Origin of the sequence: Pectobacterium polaris, assembly GCF_002307355.1 — a bacterium.
Classification (GTDB): domain Bacteria; phylum Pseudomonadota; class Gammaproteobacteria; order Enterobacterales; family Enterobacteriaceae; genus Pectobacterium; species Pectobacterium polare.
Window position 1 is genome coordinate 2,385,218 of the sequence record NZ_CP017481.1, and the last position, 15,584, is coordinate 2,400,801.

14 protein-coding genes are annotated in these 15,584 nt (G+C 51.4%); 2 read left to right on the forward strand and 12 right to left on the reverse strand.

Annotated elements, in window-relative coordinates:
• Window positions 1-2: 2 nt before the first annotated feature.
• From dxs to xseB, 3 genes are read right to left on the reverse strand one after another with little or no spacing between them, the layout of a single operon-like run.
• Entirely contained in the window at window positions 3-1,868 is a 1,866-nt protein-coding gene (gene dxs / locus BJJ97_RS10755) for a 1-deoxy-D-xylulose-5-phosphate synthase (RefSeq protein ID WP_039485456.1), read from the reverse strand.
• 18 nt (window positions 1,869-1,886) lie between these two features.
• Complete coding sequence (ispA, locus tag BJJ97_RS10760; protein ID WP_095993933.1) at window positions 1,887-2,798, reverse strand: (2E,6E)-farnesyl diphosphate synthase; 912 nt, start codon at window positions 2,796-2,798, stop codon at window positions 1,887-1,889.
• On the reverse strand, window positions 2,795-3,043 hold the full coding sequence (xseB, locus tag BJJ97_RS10765; RefSeq protein ID WP_010282080.1) for an exodeoxyribonuclease VII small subunit: 249 nt from the start codon (window positions 3,041-3,043) through the stop codon (window positions 2,795-2,797). The genes ispA and xseB overlap by 4 nt, the downstream gene beginning before the upstream one ends.
• A 252-nt stretch (window positions 3,044-3,295) precedes the next feature.
• Between xseB and thiI the strand changes: the two genes are divergently transcribed.
• Complete coding sequence (gene thiI, locus BJJ97_RS10775; protein ID WP_095993934.1) at window positions 3,296-4,744, forward strand: tRNA uracil 4-sulfurtransferase ThiI; 1,449 nt, start codon at window positions 3,296-3,298, stop codon at window positions 4,742-4,744.
• A gap of 217 nt (window positions 4,745-4,961) precedes the next feature.
• On the opposite strand, the gene yajL is transcribed toward thiI, so the two are convergent.
• A complete protein-coding gene (yajL, locus tag BJJ97_RS10780) occupies window positions 4,962-5,552 on the reverse strand; it encodes a protein deglycase YajL (RefSeq protein ID WP_010299098.1) in 591 nt (196 codons plus the stop codon).
• Complete coding sequence (panE, locus tag BJJ97_RS10785; RefSeq protein WP_095993935.1) at window positions 5,515-6,423, reverse strand: 2-dehydropantoate 2-reductase; 909 nt, start codon at window positions 6,421-6,423, stop codon at window positions 5,515-5,517. Before panE ends, yajL begins: the two co-directional genes overlap by 38 nt.
• Window positions 6,424-6,611: 188 nt before the next feature.
• Between panE and BJJ97_RS10790 the strand changes: the two genes are divergently transcribed.
• The gene (locus tag BJJ97_RS10790; protein WP_095993936.1) at window positions 6,612-7,103 is read left to right on the forward strand and encodes a YajQ family cyclic di-GMP-binding protein; all 492 of its coding nucleotides are present in this window, start codon (window positions 6,612-6,614) and stop codon (window positions 7,101-7,103) included.
• A 62-nt stretch (window positions 7,104-7,165) separates the two neighbouring features.
• Here the strand turns inward: BJJ97_RS10790 and BJJ97_RS10795 are convergent, their stop codons facing one another.
• The 7 genes from BJJ97_RS10795 to ampG form a co-directional block, all read right to left on the reverse strand.
• Window positions 7,166-8,530 (reverse strand): MFS transporter, encoded by a 1,365-nt coding sequence (locus BJJ97_RS10795; RefSeq protein WP_095993937.1) that lies wholly within the window; start codon window positions 8,528-8,530, stop codon window positions 7,166-7,168.
• Window positions 8,531-8,838: 308 nt separating this feature from the next.
• Window positions 8,839-9,729: a heme o synthase gene (gene cyoE, locus BJJ97_RS10800; RefSeq protein ID WP_010282097.1), complete on the reverse strand. Its 891-nt coding sequence runs from the start codon at window positions 9,727-9,729 to the stop codon at window positions 8,839-8,841.
• A gap of 14 nt (window positions 9,730-9,743) precedes the next feature.
• A complete protein-coding gene (locus tag BJJ97_RS10805; RefSeq protein WP_039490482.1) occupies window positions 9,744-10,076 on the reverse strand; it encodes a cytochrome o ubiquinol oxidase subunit IV in 333 nt (110 codons plus the stop codon).
• A complete protein-coding gene (locus BJJ97_RS10810) occupies window positions 10,076-10,690 on the reverse strand; it encodes a cytochrome o ubiquinol oxidase subunit III (protein WP_095698760.1) in 615 nt (204 codons plus the stop codon). The genes BJJ97_RS10805 and BJJ97_RS10810 overlap by 1 nt, the downstream gene beginning before the upstream one ends.
• Window positions 10,680-12,671, reverse strand: coding sequence for a cytochrome o ubiquinol oxidase subunit I (cyoB, locus tag BJJ97_RS10815; RefSeq protein ID WP_039485471.1), 1,992 nt, complete (start codon window positions 12,669-12,671; stop codon window positions 10,680-10,682). The genes BJJ97_RS10810 and cyoB overlap by 11 nt, the downstream gene beginning before the upstream one ends.
• Window positions 12,672-12,675: 4 nt before the next feature.
• Window positions 12,676-13,638, reverse strand: coding sequence for a cytochrome o ubiquinol oxidase subunit II (cyoA, locus tag BJJ97_RS10820; RefSeq protein WP_039514069.1), 963 nt, complete (start codon window positions 13,636-13,638; stop codon window positions 12,676-12,678).
• Between the two features lie 424 nt (window positions 13,639-14,062).
• Window positions 14,063-15,550 (reverse strand): muropeptide MFS transporter AmpG, encoded by a 1,488-nt coding sequence (gene ampG, locus BJJ97_RS10825; RefSeq protein ID WP_095993938.1) that lies wholly within the window; start codon window positions 15,548-15,550, stop codon window positions 14,063-14,065.
• Between the last annotated feature and the right edge of the window lie 34 nt (window positions 15,551-15,584).

Sequence of the window (15,584 nt, forward strand, 5' to 3'; positions counted from 1 at the left end):
TCTTATTCCATCCACTGCGTGATTCTGCGCTCGATGCCAGCGGCATCCAGACCCAGATCGACACGGATTTCTTCCTGCGAGCCTTGTGGGATAAAGACGTCCGGTAGCCCAATGTTCAGCACCGAGACAGCAAGGCGTTTCGCCATCAGGAATTCATTCACACCGCTCCCTGCGCCGCCCATGACCGCATTCTCTTCCAGCGTCACAAACGTGCTGTGAGACTGCGCTAGCTCTTCCAGTAACGCTTCATCCAGCGGCTTAACAAAACGCATGTCGACAAGCGTGGCATTCAACTTATCTGCCGCAATCTGAGCTTCCGGCAATAGCGTTCCGAAATTCAGAATCGCGATCGTTTCGCCCTGACGACGTACCACACCTTTACCAATTGGCAGTTCTGATAGTGGTGTCAGTTCCGTACCCGTACCGTTTCCGCGCGGATAGCGCACTGCCGTAGGGCCTTTCTGGTAGTGATAGCCCGTGTGCAGCATCTGGCGACACTCATTTTCATCGCTGGGCGTCATGATGATCATGTTCGGGATACAGCGTAAGAAAGAGAGATCGAACGCGCCCTGATGCGTTTGTCCATCCGCACCAACAATACCGCCGCGATCGATAGCAAACAGAACTGGTAGATTCTGGATCGCGACATCGTGGATGACCTGATCGTAGGCACGTTGCAGGAAAGTCGAGTAAATAGCGACGACTGGATGATAACCACCGACAGCCAGACCCGCAGCAAACGTTACGGCATGCTGTTCGGCAATCGCAACGTCAAAATATTGTTGTGGATAGTCGCGGGAGAATTGCACCATGCCCGAACCTTCGCGCATTGCAGGTGTGATCGCCATGAGCTTGCTGTCTTTGGCAGCTGTTTCCTGTAGCCATTGACCGAAGATTTTGGAATAGGTGGGTTGGGCACCTTCTTTGCTTTTCGGCAATGTGCCGCTGGCCGGATCGAATTTCGGCACCGCGTGCCAGCTGATCGGATCCTGCTCGGCAGGGGCGTACCCTTTGCCTTTCTTCGTCATAATGTGCAGGAGCTGTGGGCCTTTCAGGCTGCGCATATTTTTCAGCGTATGTGCCAGCGCCTGAACGTCATGACCGTCAACCGGGCCGATATAGTTAAAACCGAGCTCTTCAAATAACGTGCCTGGCACGACCATGCCTTTAAGATGTTCTTCGGTGCGTTTCACCAGCTCTTTGATAGGCGGCAGACCGGATAAGACCTTTTTGCCGCCTTCGCGCAGGCTGGCGTAGAGCTTGCCGGATAGCAGCTGCGCCAGATGGTTGTTCAGTGCGCCGACATTTTCTGAAATCGACATTTCATTGTCGTTCAGCACAACCAGCAGATCGGATTTGATGTCGCCCGCGTGGTTCATTGCCTCAAAGGCCATGCCTGCGGTAATCGCACCGTCGCCAATCACACAAACGGTACGGCGGCCTTTGCCTTCACGCTCGGCTGCAACGGCCATGCCCAGTCCGGCACTGATTGAGGTGGATGAATGCCCGACGCTTAATACGTCATATTCGCTTTCATCACGCCATGGAAAAGGGTGCAAACCGCCTTTTTGACGGATCGTTGAAATACGATCGCGACGGCCGGTAATGATCTTGTGCGGATAAGCCTGATGGCCGACATCCCACACCAGATGATCGAAAGGGGTGTTATAGACGTAATGCAGTGCAACCGTTAATTCAACCGTCCCTAACCCTGAAGCAAAATGGCCGCTTGAACGGCTGACGCTGTCCAGCAGATATTGGCGCAGCTCATCGCACAGCTTTGGCAGGCTCTCTTTTGGCAACAACCGAAGTTCATCCGGTGTTTCCACTAACGCCAATGTAGGGTACTTCGCGGTATCAAAACTCATTAGAGACTCATTAGGTAATTACTTATCGCGTTCAACGATGAAATTCGCCAGCGCTTGTAGTGGGGCAATATTCAGGGGAATTGAGCTGGATGCGACGAGATCGTCAAGCGATGCCAGTGATTCCTGATAGAGCTCCTGTGCTTTTTTTCGTGCGTTATCTAACCCCAGTAAACTGGGATAGGTGCTTTTACCTAGTTGCTGGTCTGCACCCTGACGTTTGCCTGTTGTCGCGCTGTCGCCAACAACATCGAGAATATCGTCCTGAACCTGAAAAGCGAGCCCAATCGCGTTAGCGTAACGATCCAAATGGGGCAACGCAGCGCGGCCTGTTTCACCGGCGGCCAGTGCGCCTAATCGGACAGCCGCGCGAATTAAGGCACCGGTTTTGTGGCGGTGAATCCGCTCTAACGCGGCCAGATCGACCTGATGGCCTTCCGCTTCCAGATCGAAAGCCTGACCACCGCACATGCCCGCAACACCACTAGCATGAGCTAATTCTGAAAGCATCGCCAGCCGATCGCGGTCAGAGACCTGCGGCATCGGTGCATCGGCCAAAATGGAGAATGCCAGCGTTTGTAATGCATCGCCTGCCAAAATGGCATTCGCTTCGCCAAACTTGATGTGGCAGGTTGGCTGTCCGCGGCGTAAATCGTCGTCGTCCATTGCCGGTAGATCGTCATGAATCAGTGAATAGGCATGGATACATTCGACTGCAGCAGCAGGCGCATCCAGACTCTCTAACGGCACGCCAAACAGTTCGCCAGTAGTATAAACCAGAAACGGGCGCAGGCGTTTGCCTCCTAAGAGTGAGCCATACTCCATCGCATTGACCAGTGGACTACTCTGAAAGGGGAGATCGGCGATGAAATGCCCCAACATATGGTTAGTGCGCTGGTAATGTGCATTCAGTTGCGTGCTGAAATCGGTCATAGCGAATCGTTATCCGGCGTAAACGGTGACAACGGTGCCTCGGGATCGTCGCTTAGCAGGATTTGTACGCGCTGTTCTGCCTGTTGCAGTTTTTGCTGCCCCTGACGAGCAAGCTGGATGCCATGCTCAAACTCATTTAGCGCATCGTCCAGCGGTAGTTCGCCTGATTCGAGGCGGGTAACGATTTTTTCCAGTTCGTTCAGCGAGCTTTCAAAGCTGACTGGCTGCTCGGTCTTCTTAGGCATAGTGGTTTCAGAATCCTGGTGTTATACGCCGTTGGCTTGTGGCGGCAGAGCGTGGTGTTGCGTGTGGTCATCTGTGGATGCGCAACAATTATACGGTTAAAGCGCACAGTATATCTTCATATAATGATATACTCCGCGCCCTGGATGCTATTGGTAAAATCATCTCTGTTCTGGCTGATTTTACCGATAACGTGATTTTAGTGCTCAGGGTAAATTTATTTACGCCTTTCTGACCAAGTAACGACAGCCACCATGAAGTTTATCATTAAATTGTTCCCGGAAATCACCATCAAGAGCCAATCTGTGCGGTTGCGCTTTATCAAGATTCTAACCGGAAACATTCGCAACGTATTAAAACACTATGATGAAACGCTGGCGGTTGTCCGTCACTGGGATCATATCGAAGTTCGTGCCAAAGATGAAAATCAGCGTGGAGCGATTCGTGATGCGCTAACAAGAATTCCGGGTATTCACCATATTCTGGAAGTTGAAGATCATTCTTATACCGATGTGCATAACATCTTTGAACAGGCGCTGGCGTTGTATCGTGAGCGGTTGGAAGGCAAAACGTTTTGTGTGCGAGTGAAACGCCGCGGTAAGCATGAATTTAGCTCACAGGACGTGGAGCGCTACGTCGGCGGCGGTTTGAACCAGCATATTGAAACGGCGCGAGTTAACCTCACGACACCGCAGGTCACCGTGCATCTGGAAATCGAGCAGGACCGCCTGCTGCTGATTAAAGGCCGCAGCGAAGGGATCGGTGGTTACCCAATCGGTACGCAGGAAGATGTGTTATCACTGATTTCTGGTGGTTTCGACTCTGGCGTATCCAGCTATATGTTGATGCGTCGTGGATGCCGCGTGCATTACTGCTTCTTCAACCTTGGCGGTGCAGCACATGAGATCGGTGTGAAGCAGGTCGCACACTATCTGTGGAACCGTTTTGGTAGCTCGCATCGGGTGCGTTTCATTGCCATCGACTTCGATCCTGTCGTGGGTGAAATTCTGGAGAAGGTTGACGACGGCCAGATGGGTGTCGTCTTAAAACGCATGATGGTACGTGCGGCCTCCAAAGTTGCTGAGCGTTACGGTGTTCAGGCGCTGGTGACCGGTGAAGCGTTAGGGCAGGTGTCCAGTCAGACGCTAACTAACCTGCGTTTGATCGATAATGCCTCCGACACGCTGATTCTTCGCCCGCTGATTTCTCATGATAAAGAGCACATTATCAAACAGGCTCGTGAGCTGGGGACGGAAGATTTCGCCAAAACGATGCCGGAATACTGTGGTGTGATCTCTAAAAGCCCGACGGTGAAGGCAGTGAAAGCGAAGATTGAGGCCGAAGAAGGCCACTTTGATTTTGCTATCCTGGATCGCGTGGTGAGTGAAGCACGGAATATTGATATCCGTGAGATCGCCGAGCAGACCAAGCAAGAGGTGGTTGAAGTCGAAACGGTCGCGTCGTTTGCGCCAACTGACGTGCTGTTGGATATCCGCGCGCCGGATGAACAGGACGATAAACCGCTTGAGCTGGATCAGATCGAAATCAAATCCTTACCGTTCTACAAACTGGGTACGCAGTTTGGCGATTTGGATCAGAGTAAAACCTATCTACTTTACTGCGAGCGTGGCGTGATGAGCCGCTTGCAGGCGCTGTACCTGCGTGAGCAAGGTTTCAGCAATGTGAAGGTATACCGTCCGTAATAGAAATAAGGCGCGCAAGCGCCTTAGACTTGCTGACAAAGTGCGTCGAGCGGTGGTAATGGATAGATCGTAAAGACGCTGCAAGTACGTCCATGTAAGCTCGAGCCGCGCCATCCTTGGCGCGGACGCTTTACTCTTCTATTCCATTATCACCGTTTTCGTTCCCCAAATAGGTTTATCAACGACAGAACGTGCGCAAGCGCCTTTTTCGTCAGTCTTAATCGCGATAATTATGAATTCCCGGCGGCAGGATGAGCTGTGCGGCGACGTCGGCGGCTTTTTCTTTTCCCAGTAGCAAATCGATGATCTTCAGCGCGAAATCCATGCTGGTTCCTGGCCCTTGTGTGGTTAACAGATTCACCCGTGGATCGTAGACGACGCGCTTTTCCATCCATTTTTCTGGTGCAATCTTATCCTTAAACGCAGGATAGCCCGTCATGTTTCCGACGGGGAACAGCTGATGATATTCCAGCACCAGCGCAGGCGTTGCACACATCGCAGCGACAATTTTCCCTTCCAGATGCGCTTGTCGAATACATTCCACCAGTATTGGGCTATCGCGGAAGCACTCCGCACCTTGCAGGCCGCCCGGTAACACCAGTACATCGAAAGGCCGATCGGCGACGGTAGCCAGTGGGGCATCCGCCAGCAGCCTTACCCCGCGTGAGCAGACGATTTCCAGATTGCCATCGCTGGCTACACTGGCAAGCGTGACCTGAATACCCGCTCGGACAAGCAAATCGATGGTCGTGACGGCTTCAGTTTCTTCACTACCAGGTGCCAGACACACCAGTGCCGATGCGGTCATAATCATTTTCCTTTTGCTTAATGTAGTCAAACAGACGGGCATTTTCGGGGAGCATCAGCCCGTGGAGACGCGCACGGTGCAGTAAATACCCGGTAATGTAATCAATTTCGGTATGTCGCTGAGCGATGATGTCCTGCAACATTGATGAGGTGTTTGCCGCAGTGTTCTGAATAATTTGGTTCACGTAGAGCAGCAGGCTATCTGGCGATGTGTGGAAGCCTTCTCGTTCCATGACGCTGGCCACTTCCTGACAAAGTGACACAATCAGTTCCGGGTAGGCAGAAAGCTCGCCATTGGTGCAGTGATATTTCACCGTGAGCGGATTGATGACGCAGTTAGCCGCCAGTTTCAGCCAGCAGGTAGCGCTAATGTTGGTGTGCCAGGCCACATCCGGCAAGGCCTGATGCAGCACTTCAGCTAAATGGCTTTGGCTACTGTCACCGTTAAACGTGCCAATATGCGTTGTGCCTGCCGCAACGTGTACGACGTTATTTGCATCGCGTCTGGCAGCGTGGGTGGTAATACCAAGCACTAGTGACTGCGGCAGCGACGGCAATTCTTCTCGTGTGCCCATCCCGTTGTGTAAAAGCAGAATCGTGCAATGCGGGTTGAGCTGCGGCAACAGCACGGTAATGGCATCGGAAACCTGCCAGGCTTTGAGCGTCACCAGCAGAAGTTCGCTTTGGGCAAGATGATCGGGATCGTTCGCTGTCAGGTTGAGATTACAGTGCTGGCCGTCCAGCATCGTGACATTGACTGGACAATACGGTTGCGGAATGCGCAGCCATCCCTGGACATCATGCCCTTGCTGATGTAACGCAGCGAGCCAAAGTTGCCCCAGCGCGCCACAGCCAAGAACGGTGATCTTCATGTGTGTCTCCCTTATTCGATGCGGGCGCTGTTGTTCAGCCATCATAGGCTATCATTCATGTCGCGATCTTGCGTTATTCGGCCTGTTTACCTGATGCAGAGTAAAAAACGGGATCGTGTCTGGCATCTTGCTTATCGCAGAAGAGCGGTTATTATGCTCGCCAGCCAAATTTGTCAGGAGAGCGAATTATGCCATCTTTCGATATTGTTTCGGAAATTGATATGCAGGAAGTCCGTAACGCGGTGGAAAATGCGACACGCGATCTGAGCACCCGTTGGGATTTTCGCAATGTTCCGGCCAGCTTTGAACTGAATGAGAAATCACAGACTATCAAAGTGGCCAGCGAGTCTGATTTTCAGGTACAACAGCTGGTTGATATTCTGCGTGAAAAGCTGGTTAAGCGGGGTATTGAAGGCGGTGCGCTGGAGATCCCAGAAGAAATGGAACACAGCGGAAAAACGTACAGCGTGGAAGCGAAGCTGAAGCAAGGTATTGAAACGACGCTAGCGAAGCAAATCATCAAGCTGATTAAAGACAGCAAGCTGAAAGTGCAGGCGCAGATTCAAGGTGAACAGGTTCGCGTCACCGGTAAATCACGGGATGATTTGCAGGGCGTGATGGCGTTGATTCGAGGCGGAAATCTGGGGCAACCGTTCCAGTTTACCAACTTCCGCGATTGATTCGTTTAGTCATCCGCCGATGAACAGTAAGGCCAGCGAAAGCTGGCCTGTTGCATGGTGCGTTAGGATTGACCCACTAATTGTTCTAACTGCTGCCGATTGGTCTTTTTGTTGTCGATCTTCACATAGGCGCTGTATTCATCCGGCACGATGACCACTTCGGCCACGCCGGGCTGGGTACGAATTTTCTGTTCCAATTCACTATCCTGCAATGCTAAATCAGACAGCGTGATTCTCAGGCTACTGAGATAAGGCGGCTCCTGCATGGTGACGCTGACGAGTAGCCAGATGGCCGCAATCGCCGCGCCAGCCATAAACACGGCTGAGGCACCATAAAGCTCAAACAGCCCGCCGCCGATGCTCCCACCAATGGCCACACCGATAAACTGCGTGGTGGAGTAAACGCCCATCGCGGTGCCTTTGTATCCCGCAGGCGACTCCTTGCTAATCAACGAGGGCAGCAGGGCTTCCATGACGTTGAAAGCCAGGAAGAACAGCTGTACACCAATGATAATTTGCCAGAGGTGGTTATCTGCCTTCCATAGGACAACTTCTGCGGCGATCAGCACCACGATGCAGCCGATGAAGACCTGCTTCATTCGCCTTTTCACTTCAGCATAAATAATGAAAGGCACGACGCCGACAAAAGAGATCAGCATCGTGACCAGATAGACTTTCCAGTGGTCCTGCGGTGCCAAGCCCACAGATTCCATTACGCGCGGCAGGGCGACGAAGCTCGACATCAATAAAATATGCAGACACATGATGCCGATATTCAGTTTCAGCAGGCGGCTATTGCCGAGCACTTTGCGGAAACTGCCGCGTACCATCGCCGATTCTCGATTCAGGACGTGTGCAGGCGCAGAAGGAATTAGGGTCAGCGTGATGACAATGCCAGCGAGTGACAGAAGGGCGATGCCCCAGAAGAGCGCCTGTAAACCGAAGGCGTGAGTAACGATAGGCCCAACGACCATGGCGATAGCAAAGGTGACACCAAAGCTGACGCCGATAAACGCCATGGCTTTGGTTCGGTTCTGCTCACGCGTCAGGTCGGAAAGTAGCGCCATGACGGCGGCAGAAATCGCGCCAGCGCCCTGCAATGCCCGACCAAGGATGATGCCCCAGATGGAGTCGCTCAGTGCGGCGATGACGCTGCCGAGTGCAAATATCAGCAGTCCCCCGACGATCAGCGGTTTTCTACCGATACGATCGGAGACCAAACCAAAGGGAATCTGGAAAATAGCCTGCATTAAGCCATAAATACCAATCGCAATACCGATCAGCGCTTCACTCGCGCCCTGCAAGGCCATGCCGTACGTGGTCAGAACAGGCAGAACCATGAACATGCCAAGCATGCGCAGTGAAAAAACGGCTCCCAAGCCCCATGTGGCGCGTAATTCGCCAGGGGTCATTTTATTATCGTTCATACGTACCTCTGAAAACAATTGGCGCTATTTTAGTGCGTTATTGGCCAGACAGTAAACGATAGGTTTGTTACGTGATTTGGCGGGGTAGGAAATAGGGGAGGGGGAAAAGAAAAAAACGCAGGGAGAGTTTTTCAACGTCGCTTTTGCGACGGCCCGAAGGGGGGAGAGCAGGAAGCTCGACATAAAAAACCAGGGAACGTTTTTAACGTCCTTGCGACGAGACGAAGGGCGCGTGCAGGAAGCGGGTCATAAAAAAACAGGCGGACGAGCCACCTGTTTTTATTAAATGCCTGTAACGCTGCTTGTGATTAACGTAGGTAGGTCAGCATAATTTCATGCGCTGGTGCCATTGAATCCACAGACATCATGACGCTCAGTGACGTAATCGCGACAATGGAGAAAACAAACAGTTTTCTTGCCCATACGCGGTCATCAATCGCATTTTTATAGCCTGACAGCGCCATACCCAACCACCAGACGCTAACTGCTGCGGCAACGATCAGATATTTATAGCCGGCATAGCCGCCGAGAGACAGCATCAGTGTCGCTACCGCAAACGCCACGATGTACAGCGTGATGTGGTGTTTCGCAACGGAGATACCTTTCACAACAGGCAGAACCGGGATGTTGGCGGCCTGATAATCCTTGAAGCGGAAAATCGCAATCGCGTATGAATGCGGCATCTGCCACAGGCTAAAGATCAGCAGCAGAATCAACGCGCCAGCATCGAACTGGTTGCTGACGGCACAGTAACCGATAACCGGTGGTGCCGCGCCGGACAGGCTGCCAATCAGCGTGCCATAAACAGAATGCCGCTTCATGTACAGACTATACACACCGACATACACGACGAAGCCCATCACCGCCAGCCACATGGCCAGCGGGTTAGCCGCGATGTAAAGCAGAGCAAAGCCCGCAATACCTAACAGCGATGCGTAAACCAGCGTTACCTTCAGCGAAATCAGTCCCTTTACCAGAACCCGATTTTTGGTTCTCTCCATTTTCTTGTCGATGTCGCGGTCAATGACGTTGTTAAACACGCAGCCAGATGCAACGACTAACGACACACCCACGAGGGTGGCGAAAAACAGGGGATAATCAATGCGGCCTTGGGCCGCAAGGAGAAATCCACCGATAACGGAAATCAGATTTCCGAAAATAATTCCTGGTTTAGTAACTTGCAGGTATTGCTTAATCATCTTTTACGGCTCTGTTACTGGATCATCATATTGTGGTGTGCGCTCATCATAATCCAGATGGAGCCCACGACGACAATAGCGATAATCAGGACGGCAAACACAAGAGCCACCACGTTCCAGCGCTCTTCTGAGGACGTATTCAGGTGCAGGAAGTACACCAGATGTACCAGAATCTGAACAACGGCACATCCCACCACCGTGAAAAGAATGGCGCTATGTGAGGCTGTGCCGCTCATGACCATACTGAAAGGAATCACTGTCAAAATTACAGACAGAACAAAACCTATCACATATGACTTCACGCTGCCGTGGCTGGCACCTGCATGATCGGTTGTTGAATGACTCATTACATTGCCCCCAGCAGATAAACAACGGTGAAGACACAGATCCATACCACGTCGAGGAAGTGCCAGAACAGACTCAGGCACATCAGACGCGTTTTATTGGTTGCAGTCAGGCCACGCTTGGACACCTGAATCATCATGATGACCAACCAGATCAGACCGCCTGTTACGTGCAGTCCGTGGGTGCCGACTAGTGCGAAGAAGGCAGACAGGAACGCACTGCGATCCGGGCCATAGCCTTCAGCGATCAGGTGATGGAATTCATAGATTTCCATCCCGATAAACACCAGACCGAACAGGAAGGTCACGCCTAACCAGGTGTTAACCTGAGATTTGTTGCCCTTATTCATGGCGATCATTGCCATGCCGTAGGTAATACTACTGAACAACAGCGCGAACGTTTCCACCAGCACAAAAGGCAGTTGGAAAAGTTCCTTCCCGCTTGGGCCACCCGCAGTACCGTTAACCAGTACCGCATAGGTTGCGAACAGTGACCCGAAAATGATCAGGTCGCTCATCAGGTAGACCCAGAAGCCGAATACTTTGTTGGCTCCTGCGTCGTGGTGCCCATGCTCGGCATGGGCAGTATTGTGGTTAGTCAGAGTTTCAGTTGACATGTTTCACGCCTGCCTTACTGAGTTGATCAAAATTCTGATTCTCAATTTGCTCAATTTCTTTAACCGGCACGTAGTAATCCACGTCTTGATTAAAGCTATGCACAATCCAGGTCACAATCATGCCAGCGAAGCCGGCGATAGCAAGCCACCAGATATGCCAGATCATGGCAAAACCGAATACCAGGCTGAATGCGGAGATAATCACACCTGCGCCGGTGTTCTTCGGCATGTGAATCTCTTCATAGCTGGCAGGGCGCTTGTAAGCTTCACCTTTCTCTTTCGCTTCCCAGAATGCGTCACGGTCGTTGACGTGTGGCACGATAGCGAAGTTATAGAACGGTGCAGGAGAAGAGGTTGCCCACTCCAGCGTACGTCCACCCCACGGATCGCCCGTCAGATCGCGGTTCTGGTCACGGTCACGGATACTGACGTAGAACTGCATAACCTGACACAGTACGCCGATACCAATCAATACCGCACCGATGGAGGCCACAACCAGTAAGGCGTGGAACTCAGGGTTGATTTGCTGACTCAGACGACGCGTCATTCCCATGAAGCCGAGGACATACAGCGGCATGAAGGCAACGAAGAAGCCGATAATCCAGAACCAGAATGCGCGCTTACCCCAGGTTTCGTTCAGGGTGAAGCCAAAGGCTTTCGGGAACCAGTAAGTAATACCTGCGAAGCAACCGAACACTACGCCGCCGATGATCACGTTATGGAAGTGAGCAATCAGGAACAGACTGTTGTGCAGGACAAAGTTCGCACCCGGTACGGCCAGCAGTACCCCGGTCATCCCACCGATGGTGAAGGTGATGATGAAGCCCGTGGTCCACAGCATCGCGGAGTTGGATTCGATACGGCCTTGATACATGGTGAACAGCCAGTTGAAGATTTTAACCCCGGTCGGGATTGAAATAATCATGGTGGCTATACCAAAGAAGGCGTTGACGTTCGCGCCAGACCCCATGGTAAAGAAGTGGTGCAACCAAACGATGAACGACAGAACCGTAATCGCAATCGTTGCCCACACCAGTGAGGTGTAGCCAAACAGCCGTTTTTTACAGAAGGTCGCAACCACTTCGGAGTAAATACCGAAGACTGGCAGCACCAGAATGTAAACCTCAGGATGACCCCATGCCCAAATCAGGTTGATGTACATCATCATGTTGCCACCCATATCATTGGTAAAGAAATGGGTGCCGAGGTAACGGTCAAGCGTCAGTAGTGCAATGGTCACGGTCAATATCGGGAATGCGGCAATGATCAGCACGTTGGTACACAGTGCCGTCCAGGTAAATACTGGCATTTTCATCAGCGTCATGCCCGGTGCGCGCATCTTCAGAATCGTAGCGAAGAAGTTAACACCTGTCAGCGTGGTACCTATACCGGATATCTGTAGACTCCATATCCAGTAATCGACCCCGACGCCGGGACTGTACTCCTTTCCTGAAAGCGGCGGATACGCCACCCAGCCAGTCTGCGCAAATTCACCTACCCCGAGAGAGAGGTTGATCAAGATAACGCCAGCGACAAACAGCCAGAAGCTGAGGGAGTTCAGGAATGGGAAAGCAACGTCACGCGCACCGATCTGCAAGGGAACCGCAAGGTTCATCAAGCCAACAACGAACGGGGTTGCCACGAAGAAGATCATGATGACACCGTGTGCGGTGAAAATCTGATCGTAGTGGTGAGCGTTTAAGAAGCCTTCTTGCCCGGCAGAGGCCAGCACCTGCTGGCCACGCATCATGATGGCATCGGCAAAACCACGTATCATCATCACCAGACCGACGATGATGTACATGATACCGATTTTCTTGTGGTCTACGGAGGTGAACCATTCGGCCCACAGCCATTTCCACTTACCGAAATAGGTTATTGCCGCCAGCAGCGCAAGGCCGCCAACGATGATCGCCGCCACGGTGACCATAATAATGGGTTCGTGATACGGAACCGCATCGAGTGTAAGTTTTCCGAACATCGTATTATCCCTCGGCTCCTTTGTGCGAGCTATGCTCGCCCATGTTCATACCCTCACCGTGTTGCATGTTTTCGTCGGGCTTCATGCCTTCACCATGATGTTGCATGTTCATGTCGTTGCCTGTGAATTTGCGAATAATATTATTGAACAAATCCGGCTGGACAGTGGAGAAGTATTCGACAGGATGGAATTCACTTGGTTTAGCCAAAGCGTTGAATTCATCCATGGTATTCAGTGTCTTAGGGGACGACCGAACGTTCGCAACCCACTGGTCAAACTCTTGTTGAGTTGGCGTGGCAATCGCGGTGAACTTCATACCAGAGAAGCCTTTACCACTGTAGCCGCCAGAGATACCGTCATACTTGCCCGGTTCATTAGCGATCAAGTGGAGCTTCGTCTGCATTCCGGCCATGGCGTAAATTTGTCCGCCAAGACGAGGGATGAAGAAGGAGTTCATCACGGAGTCGGATGTAATCTTGAACGCAACAGGCACGTTGGCAGGGAAAGCCAGTTCGTTAACCGTCGCGATACCCAGATCCGGGTACACAAACAGCCATTTCCAATCAAGCGAAACAACTTCGACATTGATAGGTTTGACGTCTGATACCAGCGGCTTGTAAGGGTCAAGCGAGTGAGTCGTCTTCCAGGTAATGGTGCCAAGAATAACGATAATGATAATTGGTACAGTCCAGACTACTGCTTCTATCTTATTGGAATGTGACCAGTTCGGGGTATATTTTGCCTTTTCATTGGAAGCACGGAACTTCCAGGCAAAAGCTATCGTCATAACGATAACGGGAATCACAACGATCAACATCAGCCCGATGGCAGTCAGTATTAACGATCTTTGCTCTAACCCGACTTCTCCTTTGGGGTTCATCAGCGCCATATCGCAACCGCTCAGTAGAACAGTGGCTGCAAATAAAGACAGCATCCCAAAAATTTTATTGTATTTCTTGAGTCTCATCTAGCGACCTCAATAACAAGGGCTCTATTGTCATTTCATGCGAGCGGGCATTTTACGGGAAGGTTACTGCACTGTAAACATGATTAAGGTTATGTCAGCCGATTGTTGCTGTTTTTTGCCCTTAATGTCACAAAGATAGCCAAAATAAAAATGGTATTGAAAAACAGCAAATTAAGTGGCTACCCAGATGAGAGTATGGATGGATAATAAGAAATTACAACGTATCGTAACGCTTATTTTCTATTTTTAGTTTGGTGAAATTTTTTGCTCAATCTGTGTTTTTGATAACGAATGAAATTAGTTCTGGCGGGTTTCACGAGGAAATAAAATTCCCTCTAGCAAGATAATTATGAAAAAAATAATTAAATAAAGGAATGATGTAATAGGTTCAGGCAGCAGATGAGTGCTGCCTGAACGAATATCGTCAGTGCGTGGACTGTTTGGACGTGCGCCGGAGTGACAGATAGTCCAGCAAGCTACCGAAGAAAATGCCTAGTAGAGCGAGCGTGCCGCCTGCGGCGAGCAGGTATTCTGCCAATAGAGGCAATGAGGACCATTCCAGCGCATTGCTGATCAGCAGCATGAGCCACAATACCAGCACGATCACACCTAATCCCAGCACATGTATGGCCTTTTTGTAATAATTTTGGAAATGTGTGCGTAACTGAAAAGTATCGGTTTTCTGGGTAAATTCCAGCGTTTCACGGCAAATCATCAGGATTGCCAGTCCCGGTAATGCGGCAAAAATCGAGAACAGATAGAACCATGCCCAGCCGTAGGATTCGACAAACCAGCCTGCGATAGGGCCAACGTAAACCCGTCCGACAGCGGCAAGGGCGGAAAGCAGAGCAAATTGTGTGGCTGAAAATGACTTATTACACAGCGTCATCAATAGCGCGACGAATGCTGCCGTTCCCATACCGCCGCAGAGATTTTCCAGAAAGACAGCGCTGGCCATGGTGAACAGACTTTTGTCTGTGATAGCCAGCAACCAGTATCCCGCATTCGATACCGCCTGAAGAATACCAAACAGCATCAGCGCTCTGAACAACGAGAGTCGCTGCATCAGTAATCCGCCGTAAATGGCTCCCACGATGGTGGCTAAGAGTCCAAGTGTCTTATTAACCAGCCCGACATCACCAGCATTGAAGCCAACGCCTCGTATCAGGAAGGTTGTCGTCAAGCTGACCGCAAAGGCGTCACCGAGTTTGTATAACACGATAAGCAGAAGAATGAGCCAGGCGTTGTTGCGTGCGAAGAAGTCACGCAAGGGGGCAACAATTGCTTGCTCCATGGTGCGCGGTGCAGGCTGGCTATTCAGTGGTTCCGGCGCTAACAGGGTGGCGAATACACCAATCAGCATTAACCCTGCCATTAACCAATAAGTGGCCTGCCAGCCGAAATAGCGATCGGCCATCCACAGCGCCAGTCCGCCAGAAACCAGCATGGCCAGACGATAACCTAATACCGAGGTGGCTGCACCCGTACCGCGTTCTTCAGGGGGAAGTAAATCCGTCTTATAGGCATCAAAAACAATATCCTGAGACGCAGAGCAGAACGCGACCAGAACCGCCAATGCGGCCAGCCACCAGAGATCGCGTGCCGGGTTCATAAACCCCATGCCAATAATGGCAGCAATGAGCAGAAGTTGACTGAGAATCAGCCAGCCGCGGCGTCTGCCGAGAAACGGTAGGGTGTAGCGGTCCATCAGCGGGGACCACAAGAACTTGAAGACGTAGGCTTGACCAACCAGAGAGAAAAAACCAATGGTTTTCAGATCGACATTCTCGACGGTCATCCAGGCTTGCAATGTGCCTGATGTCAATGCCAGTGGTAAACCGGAAGCAAAGCCAAGCAACAGCATAAAAAGCGAATTACGTTGGCTGAATAAAGCAATGATGCGACTAAACATGAAGAGTCCTTTCCCTTGCTCCGTGAGCGTTCAG

Bases quoted from the DNA above. Each gene is read 5' to 3' on its own strand.
- cyoA (WP_039514069.1), bottom strand. From the start codon at position 13,638: ATGAGACTCAAGAAATACAATAAAATTTTTGGGATGCTGTCTTTATTT.
- xseB (WP_010282080.1), bottom strand. From the start codon at position 3,043: ATGCCTAAGAAGACCGAGCAGCCAGTCAGCTTTGAAAGCTCGCTGAAC.
- cyoE (WP_010282097.1), bottom strand. From the start codon at position 9,729: ATGATTAAGCAATACCTGCAAGTTACTAAACCAGGAATTATTTTCGGA.
- BJJ97_RS10810 (WP_095698760.1), bottom strand. From the start codon at position 10,690: ATGTCAACTGAAACTCTGACTAACCACAATACTGCCCATGCCGAGCAT.
- BJJ97_RS10805 (WP_039490482.1), bottom strand. From the start codon at position 10,076: ATGAGTCATTCAACAACCGATCATGCAGGTGCCAGCCACGGCAGCGTG.
- panE (WP_095993935.1), bottom strand. From the start codon at position 6,423: ATGAAGATCACCGTTCTTGGCTGTGGCGCGCTGGGGCAACTTTGGCTC.
- ampG (WP_095993938.1), bottom strand. From the start codon at position 15,550: ATGTTTAGTCGCATCATTGCTTTATTCAGCCAACGTAATTCGCTTTTT.
- thiI (WP_095993934.1), top strand. From the start codon at position 3,296: ATGAAGTTTATCATTAAATTGTTCCCGGAAATCACCATCAAGAGCCAA.
- yajL (WP_010299098.1), bottom strand. From the start codon at position 5,552: ATGACCGCATCGGCACTGGTGTGTCTGGCACCTGGTAGTGAAGAAACT.
- BJJ97_RS10790 (WP_095993936.1), top strand. From the start codon at position 6,612: ATGCCATCTTTCGATATTGTTTCGGAAATTGATATGCAGGAAGTCCGT.
- BJJ97_RS10795 (WP_095993937.1), bottom strand. From the start codon at position 8,530: ATGAACGATAATAAAATGACCCCTGGCGAATTACGCGCCACATGGGGC.
- dxs (WP_039485456.1), bottom strand. From the start codon at position 1,868: ATGAGTTTTGATACCGCGAAGTACCCTACATTGGCGTTAGTGGAAACA.
- ispA (WP_095993933.1), bottom strand. From the start codon at position 2,798: ATGACCGATTTCAGCACGCAACTGAATGCACATTACCAGCGCACTAAC.
- cyoB (WP_039485471.1), bottom strand. From the start codon at position 12,671: ATGTTCGGAAAACTTACACTCGATGCGGTTCCGTATCACGAACCCATT.